We start from the raw sequence: 15,378 nt of genomic DNA, 5'->3' as shown, positions 1-15,378 counted from the left end.
GTGGTTGGCTTGCCGCGTGGACGACAAGACCTACCTCGACTACCTGGACGCCGACCACCGCCGGCTGCGATCGGTGGTCGCCGGCGCGCTCGGCGAGCCGGTGCCGAGCTGCCCCGGCTGGACCGGCGCCGACCTGGCCGGGCACGTCGCCGAGGTGTACCTGCACAAGACCGAGACCATGCGCCGGGGCGCGGAGCCGGAGCCGTGGCCGCCGGACCTCGGCCGGGACCCGCTGGCCGCGCTCGACGGCGCCTACCGGGAGCTGACGTCGGAGTTCGCCGTCCGCGAGCCGGCGGACCACTCGGTGATCTGGTACACCCCGGACCAGACCGTCGGGTTCTGGATGCGGCGGATGGCGTTCGAGACGGTGATCCACCGGGTCGACGCCGAGCTGGCGGCCGGCGTGACTCCCGAGCCGATCCCGGCCGAGCTGGCGGTGCCGGGCATCGATGAGGTGTTGGTGTGCATGCTCGCGTTCGCCGCCTCGGAGTACCCGGAGTACCTCGCCGACCAGCTGGCGAGCTGCGACGGCGACACCGTGCGGATCGACGTGCCGGAGGCGAGCTGGCTGGTGCGGCTCGGCCCGGACGTGGTGACGGTGGAACGAGGCCAGGCCGACGCGGAGGCGGTGGTTCGGGGTTCGGCGGACGCGGCGCTGCGCTGGCTGTGGCGCCGGGCCGGCAACGAGGTGGTCGAGCTGGACGGCAACCGGGGCGCGGTCGGCAAGCTGCACGGGCTGCTGGGGGTGGCCACGCAATAGTCTTGGGGCATGGCGGTGCGGGTGGCCCTGATCGACGACCACGAGGTGGTCCGGCGCGGGCTGCGGGACCTGCTCGACGGCGAACCGGGGATCGAGGTGGTCGCCGAGGCGGGTGGGGTCGAGGAGGCGCTGGTCCGCGTCGGCGCGACCCGGCCGGACGTGGTGGTGGTCGACGTGCGGCTGCCGGACGGCGACGGGGTGTCGCTGTGCCGCGCGCTGCGCGAGCGGGAACCGGCGCCGAAGTGCCTGGTGCTGACCGCGTTCGACGACAAGCGGGCGCTGGTGGAGGCGATCGCGGCCGGGGCGTCCGGGTACCTGCTCAAGCAGGTGCGCGGCCAGGACCTGGTCGACGCGGTGCGCGAGGTGGCGGCCGGCCGGTCGCTGCTCGACCCGGTGACCACCGCGCGCGTCCTGGACCGGATGCGCCGGGATGCCGAATCCCATGCCGAGCCGGACGAGCTGTCGGCGCTGACCGAGCGGGAGCGGAAGGTGCTGGAGCTGGTCGGCGAGGGGCTGACCAACCGGCAGATCGCCGAGCGCCTGTTCCTGGCGGAGAAGACGGTGAAGAACTACGTGACCTCGGTGCTGGCGAAGCTCGGGATGGAGCGCCGCACCCAGGCGGTGGCCTGGTTCGCCCGGCGAGAACCACGCACCTGAAAATTCTCGGGCGCGCGTGTCGATCGGACCCGCCGCCGTCCGACGCGTCGGTGAAGGCTGGTCATCGCGTCCGGATCGACACACCGGACCCCAGCCATGGACCCAGGAGCGACCATGCGGTTTCTGATGATGCACCGGCTCGACGAGCGCAACGCCGAGGCGTGGAACCCGAACCCCGAGTTCGTCGCGCGGATGGGCGCGTTCATCCAGGCGTCGGCCGAGAAGGGCATCCTGATCAGCGGTGAGGGCGTGCACCCGTCGGAGAAGGGCGCGCTGGTGCGCAAGCCCGTCGACGGCGACACCAGAGTGACCGACGGCCCGTTCACCGAGGCCAAGGAGGTCATCGGTGGCTTCGCGCTGATCAACGCCAAGGACCGGGCGGAGGCGGTGGAGTTCGCCAAGGAGTACCTCGACCTGTTCGCCACGATGGAGGTCGAGGTCGAGATCCGGCAGATCGTCGAGGCCGAGGACATGGGGTGACCCGGCGGGCGAAGGGGCGTCCACGACCGGAGGCGGGGGCGCCCCTTCGCCGCGCTCAGCTCGTGGGTACCCGGGGAACGGCGGCGTTCGGGTCGACGCCCGAGAACGCGAGCCCGATCGTGAACCCGGCGACCTCCTCGAGCTGACGGGCTCGCCGCAGGGGTCCGAGCACGGCCGGCCGCGCGCCCACGTCGGTGACCAGGCGGGAGGTGACCCGCAACGCGTTCTCGTCGTCACCGGCCAGCACGACCGTCACCGGTTCGGCCCCTTCCCGCCACTGGTCGGCCGGGAACATGTGGAACGCCTTCACCACCTGGGCACCGGGTGCCCAGTCCGCGATGTGCTCGGCGATCGCCCGTCGGTCCGCGGTGACCAGCTCGCCGACGCCGTGTTCGACGGCGTTGGTGGGGTCGATCAGCGGGGTACCGGCGAGCGAACCACCCGCCGCTCCGGCGTCGTTCAGGATGTGCGGCAGCCCCTGCCAGGAGACGGCGACCAGCACCGCGTCCCGACCGGCGACCGCCTCGGCCGGGGTCACGGCCCGCCCGCCCATTCGGGTGGCCGCGGTCGCCGCCTTGTCCGGTGACCGCCCGCCCACCAACACCTCGTGCCCGGCCCGGCCCCACGCCGCACCCAGTGCGGTGGCGAGGTTGCCGGTGCCCAGGTTCCGATTCGCATGGGGCCACCGTAGGAATTCCGATACCCACCAACCGGTAGGGAACGGCGCGCGAAAATGGCGGCATGGCGGATGACCCAAGCGGCCCCTGCGTGGAGATGCTCGCGGACTGCCGGTTGCGGTCGACGACCGACCTGTTCGCCCACACCTGGGACCCGGTCGTGCTCGCCGGGCTGCACACCGGACCGCGGCGGCGGGTCGAGTTGCTCGGTGCGGTCGGCGGTCTCAGCGACAAGGTACTGACCGAGACCCTGCGTCGACTGGTCGCCAACGGCCTGGTCGAACGCCTCAGCTATCGCGCCGCGCCGCCGCGTGTCGAGTACCGGCTCACCGCGCTCGGCGCGAGCCTGGTCGACGGACCGATGCGCGCACTCGCCCGGTGGACGGCCGAGCACGGGGACGAGTTGCTGGCCGCGCAGGAGCGGGCGGCCGCCTGTCCCCCGTGAGAGCTACGTGCGGGTGTCCACCTCGTGGTGACGATTTCGGGGTATCGGATCAGTAGCGTTCGGCGTAGTCGAAGGGGCCTGTTGCACCTACGCCGGGTTCCTCTTTCCCTGTTCCGAACTTGCTTCACCCCAGGAGGGCTTTGTGATCCGCCATCGCAGGACGTCTGCTGTGTTCGCGCTGTGCTGCGCCGTCAGTGTCGCGCTCGTCGGCTGTGAGGGATCGTCGGTGGGCGGGGCGGATACGACCGCGAACCAGGAGGACGTCTTCACCGGGACCAAGAAGATCGACGTCGACGGCAAGTCGGTGAACGTGTCCTGCTCGGGGGAGGCGGCCGAGGGCGAGCCGGTCGTCGTGCTGCTGCACGGCGGGGGTGACGACGTCGAGGATCTGGCCGGCATCCAGGAGGCCCTGAGCGCGGAGAACCGGGTCTGCTCCTACGACCGGCTCGGCGCCGGCGCCAGCGACAAGCCCGACGGACCGCAGACCATGGAGACCACCGGGAACGTGCTGACCGCGGTGCTCGACGAGGTCGCCGGGGACGCGCCGGCCGTGCTCGCCGGGCACTCGCTCGGCGGGCTGATCATCGGGCGGTACGCCCCGGAGCACCAGGACCGGGTCGCTGGTCTGGTGCTGATGGACGCCACCTCCCCGACCCAGCGCGCGGACCTGCTCCGGGAGATCCCCGAGTCGGCCACCGGGCCGGCGGTGCAGCTGCGGGACGGCAATCTGGCGGGATTCGACGGGCAGAACCCGGAACTGCTCAAGATCACCGACGGCGAGGTCCGGTCCGCCGGGGACGTCCCGGTCGAGGTGATCCAGCACGGGCAGCAGTACCTCGCGCAGGGCGTGCCCGAGTACGGGCCGGGACTGGAGCAGGCCTGGGCCGACGGCCAGCGCAAGTGGCTCGCGCTCTCCAGCGACAGCAACCTGAGCACCGCCGAGGGCAGCGGGCACCACGTCTACCGGGACGCGCCCGACCTGGTCGTCGAGAAGATCCAGAAGGTGGCCGGGCAGGTCGCGGAGCAGGGCTGAGCGACCGTCAGGTCACGAGGCCCCGGCGGTAGGCGTAGACGACCGCCTGGACCCGGTCCCGGAGCCCGAGCTTGGTGAGGATGCGGGAGACGAACGTCTTCACGGTCTCCTGGCTGATCAGCAGGGTCGCGGCGATCTCGCTGTTGGAGCGCCCGTCCGCGATGAGGCGGAGCACCTCCAGCTCGCGCGGGGTCACCGGGATGTCGTCCGGGTGGTCGTCCTCCGCCGGCCGGATCCGGGCGGCGTACCGGCCCACGAGCTGGCGCGTCACCTCGGGGGCGAGCAGCGCCGCGCCGGTGGCCACGGTCCGCACGCCGTGCAGGAGCTGGGGCGGCGGGGCGTCCTTGAGCAGGAACCCGCTCGCCCCCGCGCGCAGCGCCTCGTAGACGTACTCGTCCAGGTTGAACGTCGTCAGTACGAGCACCTTGCCTGGCCGCTCCACTCCGGCACCGGCGAGCCTGCGGGTGGCCTCGATGCCGTCGAGTACCGGCATCCGCACGTCCATCACCACGACGTCCGGGCGCAACCGGCCGGCGAGGTCGACGGCGGCCTGCCCGTCACCGCACTCGCCGACCACCTCGAGGTCCGGCTGGGCGTCGATGATCGTCACCAGCCCGGCGCGGACCAGCAACTGGTCGTCGCACACCAGCACCCGCGTCGGTGCGCTCACGACGAGATCCCGGCCGGTACTCGGGCGTGTACGACGAAGCCGCCGTCGGTCCGCGGGCTCGCGCTGAACTCGCCGCCGAGTACGTCGACGCGTTCGCGCAGGCCGGCGAGGCCGCGGCCGCTTCCGACGGGGAAACCGGCCCGTGCACCGGAACCGTCCGTGCTGATCCGCACGGTGACCTCCGTTTCGCCGTGGTCCACCCGGACCGAGGTGCGGCTGCCGTGGGCGTACTTGAGCGCGTTCGTCAGGGACTCCTGCACCACCCGGTAGACCACGAGGTCGACGTCGCCGGTGGACGCCGCCGGGGTGCCGTTCTCGGTGAAGTCCACCGGCTGGCCGGCCTGGCGGGTCTGCTCCACGAGGGCGCTGAGCGGGGCGGCCGTCCCCGTGCCGTGGTCGGGGTTGATCATCTGGAGCAGGTGCCGCAGGTCGGTGATCGCCCGGCGGCCGGAGTCGGTGACCGAGGACAGGGCCGCGTCGACCCGGTCCGGCGCGTCGGTCAGGTACCGCGCCGCCTCGGCCTGCATGACCATCGCGGTCACGTGGTGGGCCACGACGTCGTGCAGTTCGCGGGCGATCCTGGCACGTTCGGCGGCGCGGGTCTCCTCGGCGACCCGGCGGCGGCGGTCGGCCTCCGCGGCGCGGGTGCCGCGCAGCCACGTCCCGATCGCCCACACCAGGGCGGACGCCAGGTAGAACGTCACGTACCCGTCCGGCTTCTCGGTCCCGCCGAGCAGGACGAGCGCGGCCACCAGCGGCAGGTACGCCGCGGTGAGGGCGATCGCGGTGGTCCGGCGGTGGTGGCCCAGGTGCGCCCCGGCACTCAGCAGCAGGATGGCGAACCCGGTGCCGCCGAGCGAGTGGTAGCCGAGCAGCTGGTCGACCGCGAAGCCGGCCGACGCCAGCGCCAGGCACCCGAGCGGCCAGCGGCGGCGTCCGGCGAGCGGGAGGCACTGGAGGGCGACCGCGACCACGGCCAGCGCGTCGAACGCGCGGTGGGGCAGCCCGCCGAGCTGCGTTCCGTGGCTCTGGAACGTCGGCACGAACGACATCGCGAGGAGCAGCAACGCGAGCGGGAGATCCCGGACCGTGACACTGGACCTGCTCCACCACTCCGGTACCCACCGGCGATTGGTCACGCGCGGAAGCGTAGCGGTGACGGCGTGCCGCCCCGCGCGCACTGCCCGACGAACGGAAGGGGCGCCCGCGACCGGAGTCGTGGGCGCCCCTCCGCCGGCCCGGCTCACGCTGGTGCGACGGCCGCCTCCGCGGGACGGGGGCGCAGCGAGAGCCAGGTGGTCAACAGGGTGGCGCCGAGGGTCAGCACCGTGGTGGCGCCGACGATGGACAGGTAGATCCACAGTGGACCGGACGGCAACAGCGAGCCGTCGGTGACGATGGTGAACGGCATCACCGTGGCCGCCGTGACGACGGTGCCGAGGACGACGCCGATCACGGCCAGCATCAGGGCCTCGACGCCCATCATCCGCAGCACCTGGGCCCGGGTGGAGCCGGTCAGGCGTTGCAGGCCGAACTCGCGGCGGCGCGCGGACGTGGACATCACCAGGGTGTTGACCATGGAGATCGCGGTGTAGGCGATGATCATCCCGGCCATCAGGTAGTTGATCAACGCGCCGAGCTCCTGCTGTTCGGCGTAGTCCGACGTCAGCGCGTCGCGCCCGGCGACGGCCACCCCGGGGGCGAGTCCGGCCAGCGCCGAGGACACGGCGTCGGTCGATGCGCCGTCGGCCGTGCGGACCAGGATCTGGGCCGGCAGGCCGGACGTGGTGTGCTCGGCGACCAGGTCGGCGGGCATCAGCAGCGTCGCGAAGCCCTCACGGGCCGGGTACAGGCCGACGATCCGCACGTCGACCTCGGCGCCGTCGCCCATGGTCATGGTGATCTCGTCACCGATGCCCCGGCCCAACTCGGCGGCGTGGTCGACGGGCAGCGCGATCGTGTCGCCACGCAGGTCGGCCAGCGAGCCCTCGGTGAGGGCGACCGAGGTGGTCTCGCCGGCGCCGTCGGCGCTGACGCCCTGCACCGGCCAGCCCTCCTCGGTCTGCGAGTCGTCGTACGGGGCGGCGACGTAGGCGGTCGTGCTGGCGAACTCCGACGCGGCGGCCACGCCCGGCACGGCACGCACGTCCTCGACCAGGTCGGTCGGCAGCCCGCCGGTGGCCGAGCGCAGCACCAGGTCGGCGCGCAGGCTCTCCGCGTACGCCTCGTTGGCGACCTCGACCGTGGTCGTCTGCAGGTAGATGTTGGCCGTCGAGACACCGGTGACCAGCATGATCGGGGTGACCACGGCGGCCATCCGGACGGTCCTGGTGCGGGCGTTCAGCGTCGCCAGGTAGCCGCCGACGCCGGTGACCGCGCGCACCGGGCCGCGGAACACCGCCAGCATCACCCGGGTGATGCCCGGCCCGATCAGCGCGAGCCCGATCGCCCACAGCAGTACCGCGGGCCCGGCCGTGCTCGCCGCGATCGGCCCGGTCATCACCGCGATCGTCACCACGAACAGCGCGATCCCGCCGCCGAAGCTGAGCAGTGCCAGGATCAGCCGCACCGGCGACAGCCACCGCCGCTGGATCCCCGCCTCGACCAGGGCCTCGGTCGGCCGCGCCCGGGCCGCGCGCCGCCCGGCGACCCACGCGGCGGCGAGGGTGATCAGCAGCGCCGACCCGACGGCGACGATCATCGGGATCCAGCCGAGGTGGAACACCATCTCCCGGGGCACCACGCCGGCGTCGGCGAGCCGGTCGAACAGCCACTGTCCGAACAGGACACCGAGCAGCACGCCGAACGCGGTCGCGAACAGCGAGGTCACCACCGCCTCGCCGAGCACCATCCGGCGCAGCTGTCCTGGGGTGGTGCCGATGGCGCGCAGCAGCGCCAGCTCGCGGGCACGCTGCTGGATCGACAGGCCGAGCGTGGTCGCCACGACGAACAGCGCGACGCTGATCGACAGTCCGCCGAACACACCGGCCAGCACGATCAGGTTCTCGCCGCCGGCCACCGCCTCGGGGAACTCGGCCACGCCCCGCTCGTCGCCGGTACGCACGACCGCGCCCGAGCCGCGCAACGCCTCGTCGACCGCGGCGGCCACCTGGCCGACGTCCGCGCCGGGTTCGGTGCGCAGCGCGAACGCGTCCACGGTGTCCGGGTGACCGGCGAGCCGGCGGGCGTCCGGGTCCGCGAAGTACATCCCGCCGTCGACGATCCCGGACACGGTGAAGGTCTCCGCCCGCCCGTGCACGACGACCTCGACCTCGTCGCCGACGCGGTGGTCCCCGGCGAGCACGACCTCGCCCCGCCCCGGGGCCTCGCCGGTGCGCAGGTCCGGTGGAGCGGCGGCCCACCCGTGCGCCTCGACCGGCGCGCCGGCCACCTCGGTCGGGAAGGTGACGTCGCCGACCGCGTTCGCGACCCCCGGCACGGAGTCCACAGAGGACAGCAAGTCGGTGTCGAGGCGGACGCGTTCGGCGAGCACGCCGGACATGACGTCCTCCTCCGGGTCGTCCGGGTTCTCCTTGGGCAGCTGGTAGGACTGCCCGGCGGTGACGACGATCGGGACGCCGGCGAGCCGCTGGGCGGGGACCTCGGAGCGGATGCCGGTCTCCATCAGGCCGCCGCAGGCCAGCACGATCACGGCGCCGAACGTCATGGCGAGGAAGGTCGCGAGGAACGCGCCCTTGCGGAAGCGCAACGTGCGCAAGGCGAGCCGGAGCATCAGTACACCCCGGTGGCGGTGCGCTCGGCCCAGGCGCCGAGGTGCGTCATCCGCTCGGCGACGGCCTCCGCGGTCGGGTTCGGCAGCTCGCCGACGAGCCGCCCGTCGGCGAGGAACACCACGCGGTCGGCGTAGGAGGCGGCGACCGGATCGTGGGTGACCATGACGACGGTCTGCCCGGCGTGGTCGACCGAGCCCCGCAGCAGGCCGAGGACGTCCCGCGCGGTGTGCGTGTCGAGGGCGCCGGTCGGTTCGTCGGCGAACAGCACCGCCGGCCGGGTGACCAGCGCGCGGGCGATGGCGACCCGCTGCTGCTGGCCGCCGGAGAGCTCGGCCGGCAGGTGCTTGCGCCGCTCACCGAGCCCGACCTGGTCGAGGACCTGCCGCACCAGCGCCGGCTTCGGCCGCCGCCCGGCGAGCCGCAGTGGCAGGGTGACGTTGTCCTGCACGGTGAGCGCGGGCAGCAGGTTGAAGGCCTGGAACACGAACCCGACGCGCTCGCGGCGCAGGCGGGTCAGCTCGACCTCGGACAGCTCGCCGAGGTCCTGGCCCTCGATCAGGACACTGCCGCCGGTCGGCCGGTCGAGGCCGGCGGCGCAGTGCAGGAAGGTGCTCTTGCCGGAGCCGGAGGGCCCCATCACCGCCGTGAAGCTGGCGCGGCCGAAGCCCGCGGTGACGCCGTCGAGGGCGGCCACGCTGGTGCGCTTGCCGCCGTAGGTCCTGCGCACGTCGTTCAACTGGACGACCGCGCTCGGGTGGTTCTCGTTCGTGTGTCGCACGAGAACAAGCCTCGCCCCTCCACCTCCCGAAAACACTGGTGCGAACCAGGAGATCCGTGGTGGGGCCAGCCCTACCACTGCGGATCCCAACCGCTCTGCGCCCGCCGTGGCACTCGCCGCTCGAACCGGCCGCGGCCGGTTCTGTGTTACGGACCGCTCTGACCCGAGGTGGAGACGTGCTCGGGGGCCGGCCATTCGCCTGGCTCCTCGTCGGTCACCCACGCGTACTCCAGCGCGGAGAGCAAACCGCCCTCGACCCACACGATGATCTCGCCTAGAGGGTGTCCGTCCGGGTCGTTCACTACGGCGGATACCGGGAGCGGTCCGTCGGGGACGCTGGCGTGGGGCACCTCGGCCGGCACGGCCAGGTTCAGGAAGGTGACCGCGCCTGAACGGACCCGGGCGACCGGGAGCTGAGCAACGAGTTCGTCCGTGCCCGCTGCGGCGGACAGGATCTTGGCCGCGACACGACGTTCGCGGTCCCTGAGCGGACGTCCGGGGGCGGTGGTCATGGGATGAATGCCGTTCCAATCTTGGGTACGCCGTCGACCACGAAGCCGCGGATCGTGATCAGGTGTCCGCCGATGTCGCGCTGCACCTCGAAGATTCCGGGCCCGGGCGGCGGGTCAAGGCTACGCATGATCCGTTCCATCGCCGCTTCCCGCCCACCGGACTGCTGCACGAAAGCGTCGAGCTTGTGCTTGGGCACGAAGACGTGGTCCAGTTTCGCCGGGCGTTTGGCGTAGGTGATCGCGTCGTCGAGCTGCTTGGGCGTCAGTCGCGGGGCTGTCGGTGTGGCCGGAGGTCGCGGTGCGCGGTCCTTGACCTTCGGGCCTCTCGACAGCCAACGAGCCGCCCTCTCGATCAGCTTGATGACGATCCGGGCGGCGGCCACGATCCAGGCCGGCTGCACGGCCTGACGTATCCCCGGGGGCAGAAACTCCATCGCACCGTAGGTCGGGGCCATCGACCGAATGACGTCGTTGATCTCGACCTTGGTCTGCAGGACCACGGCCTCGGCGTCGTCGGTGTAGGTCTCCAACTGGCGCATGTCCTGCGCGTGGCCATCGACCGTTCCGGAGATTCCCCTCATTTCCGAGGCGAAACTCCGGCCGACGGCGTCGTCCCACGAGTTCTGGACGCCATCGAAGTTCACGCTCGCCGCCTGTTCCAGCCCGCCCGCACCTCCCGCCCACGCCGCGGACATCGCACCCAGCGATGTCTCGTCGGTGTCCGGCCAGCCCGACAACGCTCGAACCTTGGGCCAGAAGCCGAAGTCGGACGGAGGCTCGGCGACCGCCATCAGAGCGTTCTCGGGTCGACGTCGGGCGTCGCCTTGGCGATGCCGGCCGCACCAGCCTGGTCGGCGGCTACGTACTCGTTCACCGCCGACCTGCCCGCCTCCGACATCGCGGCGTACAACTCGGGGATCTTCGTCACGGCGTCGCTCACCTGCTGGCTGGGGACGCGGTAGGCGGCCCGAATGGCGGACCCGATCACCCCTGAACCGATGCCTGGTTCGAGTGCCTCCAACTCCTGGCGCCGTACGGCCCACGCCGTCGCGATCTCCTGCCCGACGTCCGCGACCTGTGCCATGTGATGCAGGACCGCGTCGACATCCATGTGCATCCGGTCTGCGTTCGCCCCCATGGCAAGTCCCTCCCACATCGCGTCCGACAGACACAGGCTGGCGACGTCGCTGTTGGAGCGGGAGGGTCCTGACCGGATACGGCCAACTCGACATCACGTCACCTGGGGTTCACTCCAACGGGGCGGACCAGGTGACGGTGGTGCCTCGGCGGGAGGAGGAGGCGATCTGGCAGCGGCCGCCTGCCTGGGTGGCGCGTTCTTGGAGGTGTTTGAGGCCGCGGTGGGTGACGCCTTCTGGGATGCCGCAGCCGTCGTCGGTGACGGTGAGGGTGAGGTCGCGGTCGCGTCCGATGTGGACTTCGACGTGGGTGGCGCCGGAGTGTCTGACCACGTTGGACAGTGCCTCGCGCAGGGCGGCGCGGGTGTGGTCGGCGAGGTCGGCCGGAACATCGGTGAGGTCGCCGTCCATGCGCAGGGTGGGTGGGAAGCCGAGCAGTTCGCCGGCGATGGCCACCTCGCCTCGGACGGACTCGGCCAGATCCGTACCGGTGGCGTCCGGCTCGGGGGTGCGGAGGGCGCGGACGACGGCGCGGACGTCGGCGATGGAGGCGTCGAGCTGGTCCACCGCTTCGGCGAGGCGGGTGGCGTCGGAGCGGGCCAGTTTCCTGGCCGGGCGGCGGGCCAGCAGGTCCAGCTGCATGCCGGCGGCGTAGAGGCGCTGCACGATCACGTCGTGCAGGTCGCGGGCGATGCGTTCGCGTTCCTGGTAGAGGGCGATCCTCGCTCGGGCGGTGGCGCCTTCGGACAGCACGATGACCAGGCCGGCCTGGGCGGCGAACGCGGAGAGCAGGTCGATCGCGGCTGGTTCGAACGGGCGGGCGCCTCGGTGTCGGTAGACGGTCAGCGCGCCGAGCCTGCGTTGCGCGGTGCCGAACGGCGCGGCCGCGAACGGGCCGTAGACCCGCAGCTCGCGCGGAACGAACGGGGCCGTGCGGGGGTCGGCCCAGACGTCGTCGACGGTGAGGGCCACACCGCTGCGGGCGACCCTCGCGGCGGAGGAACGCGCGGACAGGACCAGGCCGACGGGGTTGGTGACGCGTACGTCGTCGGTGCCGTGGGCGGCCTCGACCGTGAGGGTGCCGTCGTCGGCGCGGGCCATCACCAGGCCCAGGTCGGCCTGGGCGAGGTCCGCCGCGCGCTGGACGACCAGGCGCAGGACCGCCTCGGGGTCGTCGCCGGAGAGGGCGGCGGTGGCGATCTCGGTCGCGGCGCCGAGGGCACGGGCGGCCAGGTCGGGTTCCACCTCCGCGAACCTACCCACTTCAGCGTCGAGCGACGGTGTGCACGCGGCCGGCGGCGTCGATGTCGAGGACCACGTCCGCGTCGGCGGCCTCCTCGGGGCGGTGGGTGACGTGCACGATCGTGCGGCCGGTGGCGCGGAGGTTCGCCAGCACGGTGCGGGCGGTCGGGCCGTCGAGGTGCGCGGTGGGCTCGTCGAGCAGGAGGACGTCGGCGTCGGCGAGCAGGGCGCGGGCCAGGGCCAGGCGGTTGGCCTCGCCGCCGGAGGTGGTGGCGGCGCCGCCGGCCAGGTGGGTGTCGAGGCGGCTGGTCCAGTGGGGTAGGGCGGCTTGGCGGAGGGCGTGCGCGAGGCGCTCGTCGGTCGCGTGCGGGTCGGCGAGGCGGAGGTTCTCCCGGACGGTGGTGGCGACGAGCATCGGGTCCTGCGGGCACCAGGCGACGCTCGCGGGGGCGTGGACGGTGCCGCGTTCGGCGGGCAGCAGGCCGAGGAGCAGGGCCAGCAGGGTCGACTTGCCGGCGCCGGACGGGCCGGTGACGGCGACGTGGGTGCCGCGGGGGATGTCGAGGGTGACGCCGCGCAGGACCGGTTCGGCGGCGCCGGGCCAGCGGGCGTCGACGTCGCGCAGTGCGAGGTCGGAGCCGGTGATCTCCGGGCGCCGCCAGGGCTTCTGGTCGAGGCGGGCGAGGGCCGCTGTCAGGGCGTCGCGGTGTTGGGCGGCTGGTGGGAGGAGCGCGAGCACCTCGGCCATGGCCAGGGGCAGCAGGGCCGGGACGGGGGCGAGCAGCGGGTCGAGGGTGCCGTCGGCGACCGCGGCGGCGGCCAGGATCGTGCCGGCCACGGCCGCGGCCCCGGTGGCGAGGGTGATCACGAGCGTGGCGGCACCGGCGCCGAGGGCCTCGCGGCGGGCGGTGCGGCCGAGGGCGGCGTCGGTGTCGGCCAGGGTGGCGCGGTGCCCGCGGTGGGTGCCGAACGCGATCAGCTCGGCGGCCGAGGCGAGCAGCGTGTGGACGCCCTGGGCCAGGCTCCGGCGGGCGGCTGCCTGCTTGGTACCGGCCCGCCGGTCGAGCGCGAGCGCGACGGCCGGTGCACCCAGTCCGGCCGCCGCGACCGCGATGACGAGCGTGAGCGCCGCCGCCGGCAGGATCACCAGCTGGACGCCCACGGCCGCCACGATCACCAGGCCCGCCACCAGGGGCGGGGTGAGGACGCGCGGGGTCAGGTCGCGGACGGTGTCGACGTCGTGGGCCAGGCCGTCGGCACGCTGGGCCGGCGCGAGGCGGTGCCAGAGACGGACCCGGTGCTCGCCGGCCGCGCGGAACGCCGCGTCGTGGGTGACCAGGCGTTCGGCGTAGCGGAGCACGGCGCGGGCCAGGCCGAAGGTGCGGACGCCGACGACGGCCACGGACAGGGTCAGGATCGGGGGCTGGTGCGCGGCCTTGGCGATCAGCCACGCGGACGTCACGGTCAGCGCCACGCCGGCGACGAGGGCGGCCGCGCCGAGGGCCGCGCCGGCGAGGAGCCGGGGGGTGAGCAGGGCGCGCAGGCGGGTGCCGCGGGGTTCGGCCGGCGCGGTGTGCCGGGTGCGCGGGGCCGGGGCGGGGGCGTCCGGCGTGGGTTGGATGGTGTGGTGGCTGGCGAGGATGACGGTGGCGCCGTCGGCGGCGGCGCGCTCGATCGCGGCCATGACGGTGCCGGCGGTGGCCGCGTCGAGGTGGGCGGTCGGCTCGTCCAGCAGGAGCACGGTGGCGCCGAGCCGGAGCCGGAGCAGGGCGCGAGCGACGGCCACGCGTTGGCGTTCGCCCGCGGAGAGGGCGGCGGTGGGGCGGTCGAGGAGGTGCTCGGCGGCGACCTGGGCGGTGACGTCGGCCAGCTCGTCCGGGAAGGTACGACTCGCGGGACGGGAAGGTACGACTCGCGCGACGGGAGCGTACGACTCGCGGAGTTGGGCCAGTTCGGCTCGGACGGTGGGGGCGGTGAGGGTGGGGTGTTGGGGGACCCAGGCGAGGTGGCGGCGCCAGGCGTCTGGGTCGAGGTCGGCGAGGGGGGTGCCGGCGATGTGGACGGTGCCGGCGGTCGGCTCGACGTAGCCGAGGAGGACGGCCAGGGCGGTGGACTTGCCGGTGCCGCTGGGGGTGGTCAGGTGCGTGATGGTGCCGGGGCGGGCGGTGAACGTGAGGCCGTCGGGGGCGAAGGTGGTTCGGCGGCGGACGCGCAGGTTCTGGACGACGATGTCGCCGTGCGGGGGCTCGCGGGTGGGTTGTGCGGGTGGGGTGGGGAGGTCGGCGACGCGGCGGGCGGCTTCCAGGCCGTTCTCGCTGGCGTGGTGGGCGGCGCCGGCGGTGCGCAGGGGGAGGTAGCACTCGGGGGCCAGGATCAGGACGAACAGGCCGACCGCGAGGGCCAGGTCGCCGGAGACGAGGCGGAGGCCGATCACGACCGCGACCAGGGCCACGGACAGGGTGGCGACCAGTTCCAGGACCAGGGCGGAGGCGAACGCCACCCGCAGGGTGTCCATGGTGGCCCGGCGGTGGGCGTCGGAGACCGTGCGGACGACGTCGGCCTGGGCGGCGGCGCGGCGGAACGCGGTCAGTACCGGCAGGGCGCGGACCAGTTCCAGGAACCGGCCGGACAGCCGGGCGGTGCTGTCGGCCGCGGCGGCGACCCGGTCCCGGGTGTGCAGGCCGATCAGGACGGCGAAGAGCGGCACCAGCGGCAGGGTCAGCGCGACGACGAGCGCCGACGGCCAGTCGGTCAGCAGGAACACCGCGCCGACGCCGAGCGGGAGGACCGCGGCGTTCACCAGGGCGGGCAGGTAGACGGTGAAGTAGTCGTCCAGGGCGTCCAGGCCGCGGGTGGCGAGGGTGGTCAGCTCGGCCGGGCCGTACTCGACCGTCCACTCCGGACCGGCGGCGAGCGCGCGGTCGAGCAGGATCGCGCGGAGTTCCTCCTTGGCGCCGGCCGCGGCGCGGGCGGCGACGACCTGGGTGGCCCAGCCGAGCGCCGCGCGGACGGCGACCGCGCCGGCGAGCACCCCCAGCCGCCCGCCGACCGGGGCACCGGTCCGCAGCACGACGTCGGCCAGAACCGTTGCCAGCGCCCAGGACTGCGCCACCAGCGCCGCGGCATGGAGCACCGCCAGCACCCCGCAGCCGGCGAGTGCTCGACGCGCCGCGCCGGACAGCCACAACGCGCCGAGCGGGCCGGGTCGTTTCACGGGAGCGGGAGCGAAGGAGCGGGTGCCGTCTGGACTGAGG

15 protein-coding genes are annotated in these 15,378 nt (G+C 73.5%); 5 read left to right on the top strand and 10 right to left on the bottom strand.

The genetic code is table 11. The features are described 5' to 3' along the window. The first annotated feature begins 16 nt into the window (after positions 1-16). The 3 genes from JT362_RS26590 (at position 17) to JT362_RS26580 (ending at position 1,897) form a co-directional block, all read left to right on the top strand. Positions 17-760 (top strand): maleylpyruvate isomerase family mycothiol-dependent enzyme, encoded by a 744-nt coding sequence (locus tag JT362_RS26590; protein ID WP_260194508.1) that lies wholly within the window; start codon positions 17-19, stop codon positions 758-760. A 9-nt stretch (positions 761-769) separates the two neighbouring features. After that, positions 770-1,417, top strand: a complete 648-nt coding sequence (locus JT362_RS26585) for a response regulator (protein WP_260194507.1) — start codon at positions 770-772, stop codon at positions 1,415-1,417. Between the two features lie 114 nt (positions 1,418-1,531). Beyond that, a complete protein-coding gene (locus JT362_RS26580; RefSeq protein ID WP_260194506.1) occupies positions 1,532-1,897 on the top strand; it encodes a YciI family protein in 366 nt (121 codons plus the stop codon). Positions 1,898-1,952: 55 nt separating this feature from the next. Here JT362_RS26580 and JT362_RS26575 read toward each other — a convergent pair whose 3' ends face one another. Next, entirely contained in the window at positions 1,953-2,501 is a 549-nt protein-coding gene (locus JT362_RS26575) for an NADPH-dependent F420 reductase (RefSeq protein ID WP_260194505.1), read from the bottom strand. Between the two features lie 137 nt (positions 2,502-2,638). On the opposite strand from JT362_RS26575, the gene JT362_RS26570 reads away from it, so the two are divergent. Both JT362_RS26570 and JT362_RS26565 read left to right on the top strand, forming a co-directional pair. Then, positions 2,639-3,019, top strand: coding sequence for a winged helix-turn-helix transcriptional regulator (locus JT362_RS26570; RefSeq protein WP_260194504.1), 381 nt, complete (start codon positions 2,639-2,641; stop codon positions 3,017-3,019). Positions 3,020-3,245: 226 nt separating this feature from the next. Then, the gene (locus JT362_RS26565; RefSeq protein ID WP_260194503.1) at positions 3,246-4,052 is read left to right on the top strand and encodes an alpha/beta fold hydrolase; all 807 of its coding nucleotides are present in this window, start codon (positions 3,246-3,248) and stop codon (positions 4,050-4,052) included. Positions 4,053-4,059: 7 nt separating this feature from the next. Here the strand turns inward: JT362_RS26565 and JT362_RS26560 are convergent, their stop codons facing one another. The 9 genes from JT362_RS26560 to cydD form a co-directional block, all read right to left on the bottom strand. Continuing rightward, positions 4,060-4,722, bottom strand: a complete 663-nt coding sequence (locus JT362_RS26560) for a response regulator (RefSeq protein WP_260194502.1) — start codon at positions 4,720-4,722, stop codon at positions 4,060-4,062. Then, positions 4,719-5,861 (bottom strand): sensor histidine kinase, encoded by a 1,143-nt coding sequence (locus tag JT362_RS26555; protein WP_260194501.1) that lies wholly within the window; start codon positions 5,859-5,861, stop codon positions 4,719-4,721. The genes JT362_RS26560 and JT362_RS26555 overlap by 4 nt, the downstream gene beginning before the upstream one ends. A gap of 104 nt (positions 5,862-5,965) precedes the next feature. Further along, on the bottom strand, positions 5,966-8,455 hold the full coding sequence (locus tag JT362_RS26550) for an ABC transporter permease (protein WP_260194500.1): 2,490 nt from the start codon (positions 8,453-8,455) through the stop codon (positions 5,966-5,968). After that, positions 8,455-9,234, bottom strand: coding sequence for an ABC transporter ATP-binding protein (locus JT362_RS26545; RefSeq protein WP_260194499.1), 780 nt, complete (start codon positions 9,232-9,234; stop codon positions 8,455-8,457). The genes JT362_RS26550 and JT362_RS26545 overlap by 1 nt, the downstream gene beginning before the upstream one ends. Positions 9,235-9,380: 146 nt before the next feature. Further along, the gene (locus JT362_RS26540) at positions 9,381-9,746 is read right to left on the bottom strand and encodes a hypothetical protein (protein ID WP_260194498.1); all 366 of its coding nucleotides are present in this window, start codon (positions 9,744-9,746) and stop codon (positions 9,381-9,383) included. After that, positions 9,743-10,537: a WXG100-like domain-containing protein gene (locus JT362_RS26535; protein WP_260194497.1), complete on the bottom strand. Its 795-nt coding sequence runs from the start codon at positions 10,535-10,537 to the stop codon at positions 9,743-9,745. Before JT362_RS26535 ends, JT362_RS26540 begins: the two co-directional genes overlap by 4 nt. After that, positions 10,537-10,884: a hypothetical protein gene (locus JT362_RS26530; protein WP_260194496.1), complete on the bottom strand. Its 348-nt coding sequence runs from the start codon at positions 10,882-10,884 to the stop codon at positions 10,537-10,539. Before JT362_RS26530 ends, JT362_RS26535 begins: the two co-directional genes overlap by 1 nt. A 109-nt stretch (positions 10,885-10,993) precedes the next feature. After that, the gene (locus JT362_RS26525) at positions 10,994-12,127 is read right to left on the bottom strand and encodes a GAF domain-containing sensor histidine kinase (protein WP_260194495.1); all 1,134 of its coding nucleotides are present in this window, start codon (positions 12,125-12,127) and stop codon (positions 10,994-10,996) included. Positions 12,128-12,146: 19 nt separating this feature from the next. After that, a complete protein-coding gene (gene cydD / locus JT362_RS26520) occupies positions 12,147-15,338 on the bottom strand; it encodes a thiol reductant ABC exporter subunit CydD (RefSeq protein WP_260194494.1) in 3,192 nt (1,063 codons plus the stop codon). Between the last annotated feature and the right edge of the window lie 40 nt (positions 15,339-15,378).

It is taken from the genome of Actinophytocola gossypii (assembly GCF_025165815.1).
GTDB classification, from domain to species: Bacteria; Actinomycetota; Actinomycetes; order Mycobacteriales; family Pseudonocardiaceae; genus Actinophytocola; species Actinophytocola gossypii.
Note: the sequence above shows the minus strand (reverse complement) of the source record. Positions and strands in the feature narration are given on the sequence as shown.

Excerpts from the sequence above, each read along its gene's own strand:
- JT362_RS26530 (WP_260194496.1), bottom strand. The coding sequence starts at position 10,884 with ATGGGGGCGAACGCAGACCGGATGCACATGGATGTCGACGCGGTCCTG.
- JT362_RS26570 (WP_260194504.1), top strand. The coding sequence starts at position 2,639 with ATGGCGGATGACCCAAGCGGCCCCTGCGTGGAGATGCTCGCGGACTGC.
- JT362_RS26535 (WP_260194497.1), bottom strand. The coding sequence starts at position 10,537 with ATGGCGGTCGCCGAGCCTCCGTCCGACTTCGGCTTCTGGCCCAAGGTT.
- JT362_RS26580 (WP_260194506.1), top strand. The coding sequence starts at position 1,532 with ATGCGGTTTCTGATGATGCACCGGCTCGACGAGCGCAACGCCGAGGCG.
- JT362_RS26585 (WP_260194507.1), top strand. The coding sequence starts at position 770 with ATGGCGGTGCGGGTGGCCCTGATCGACGACCACGAGGTGGTCCGGCGC.
- JT362_RS26550 (WP_260194500.1), bottom strand. The coding sequence starts at position 8,455 with ATGCTCCGGCTCGCCTTGCGCACGTTGCGCTTCCGCAAGGGCGCGTTC.
- JT362_RS26540 (WP_260194498.1), bottom strand. The coding sequence starts at position 9,746 with ATGACCACCGCCCCCGGACGTCCGCTCAGGGACCGCGAACGTCGTGTC.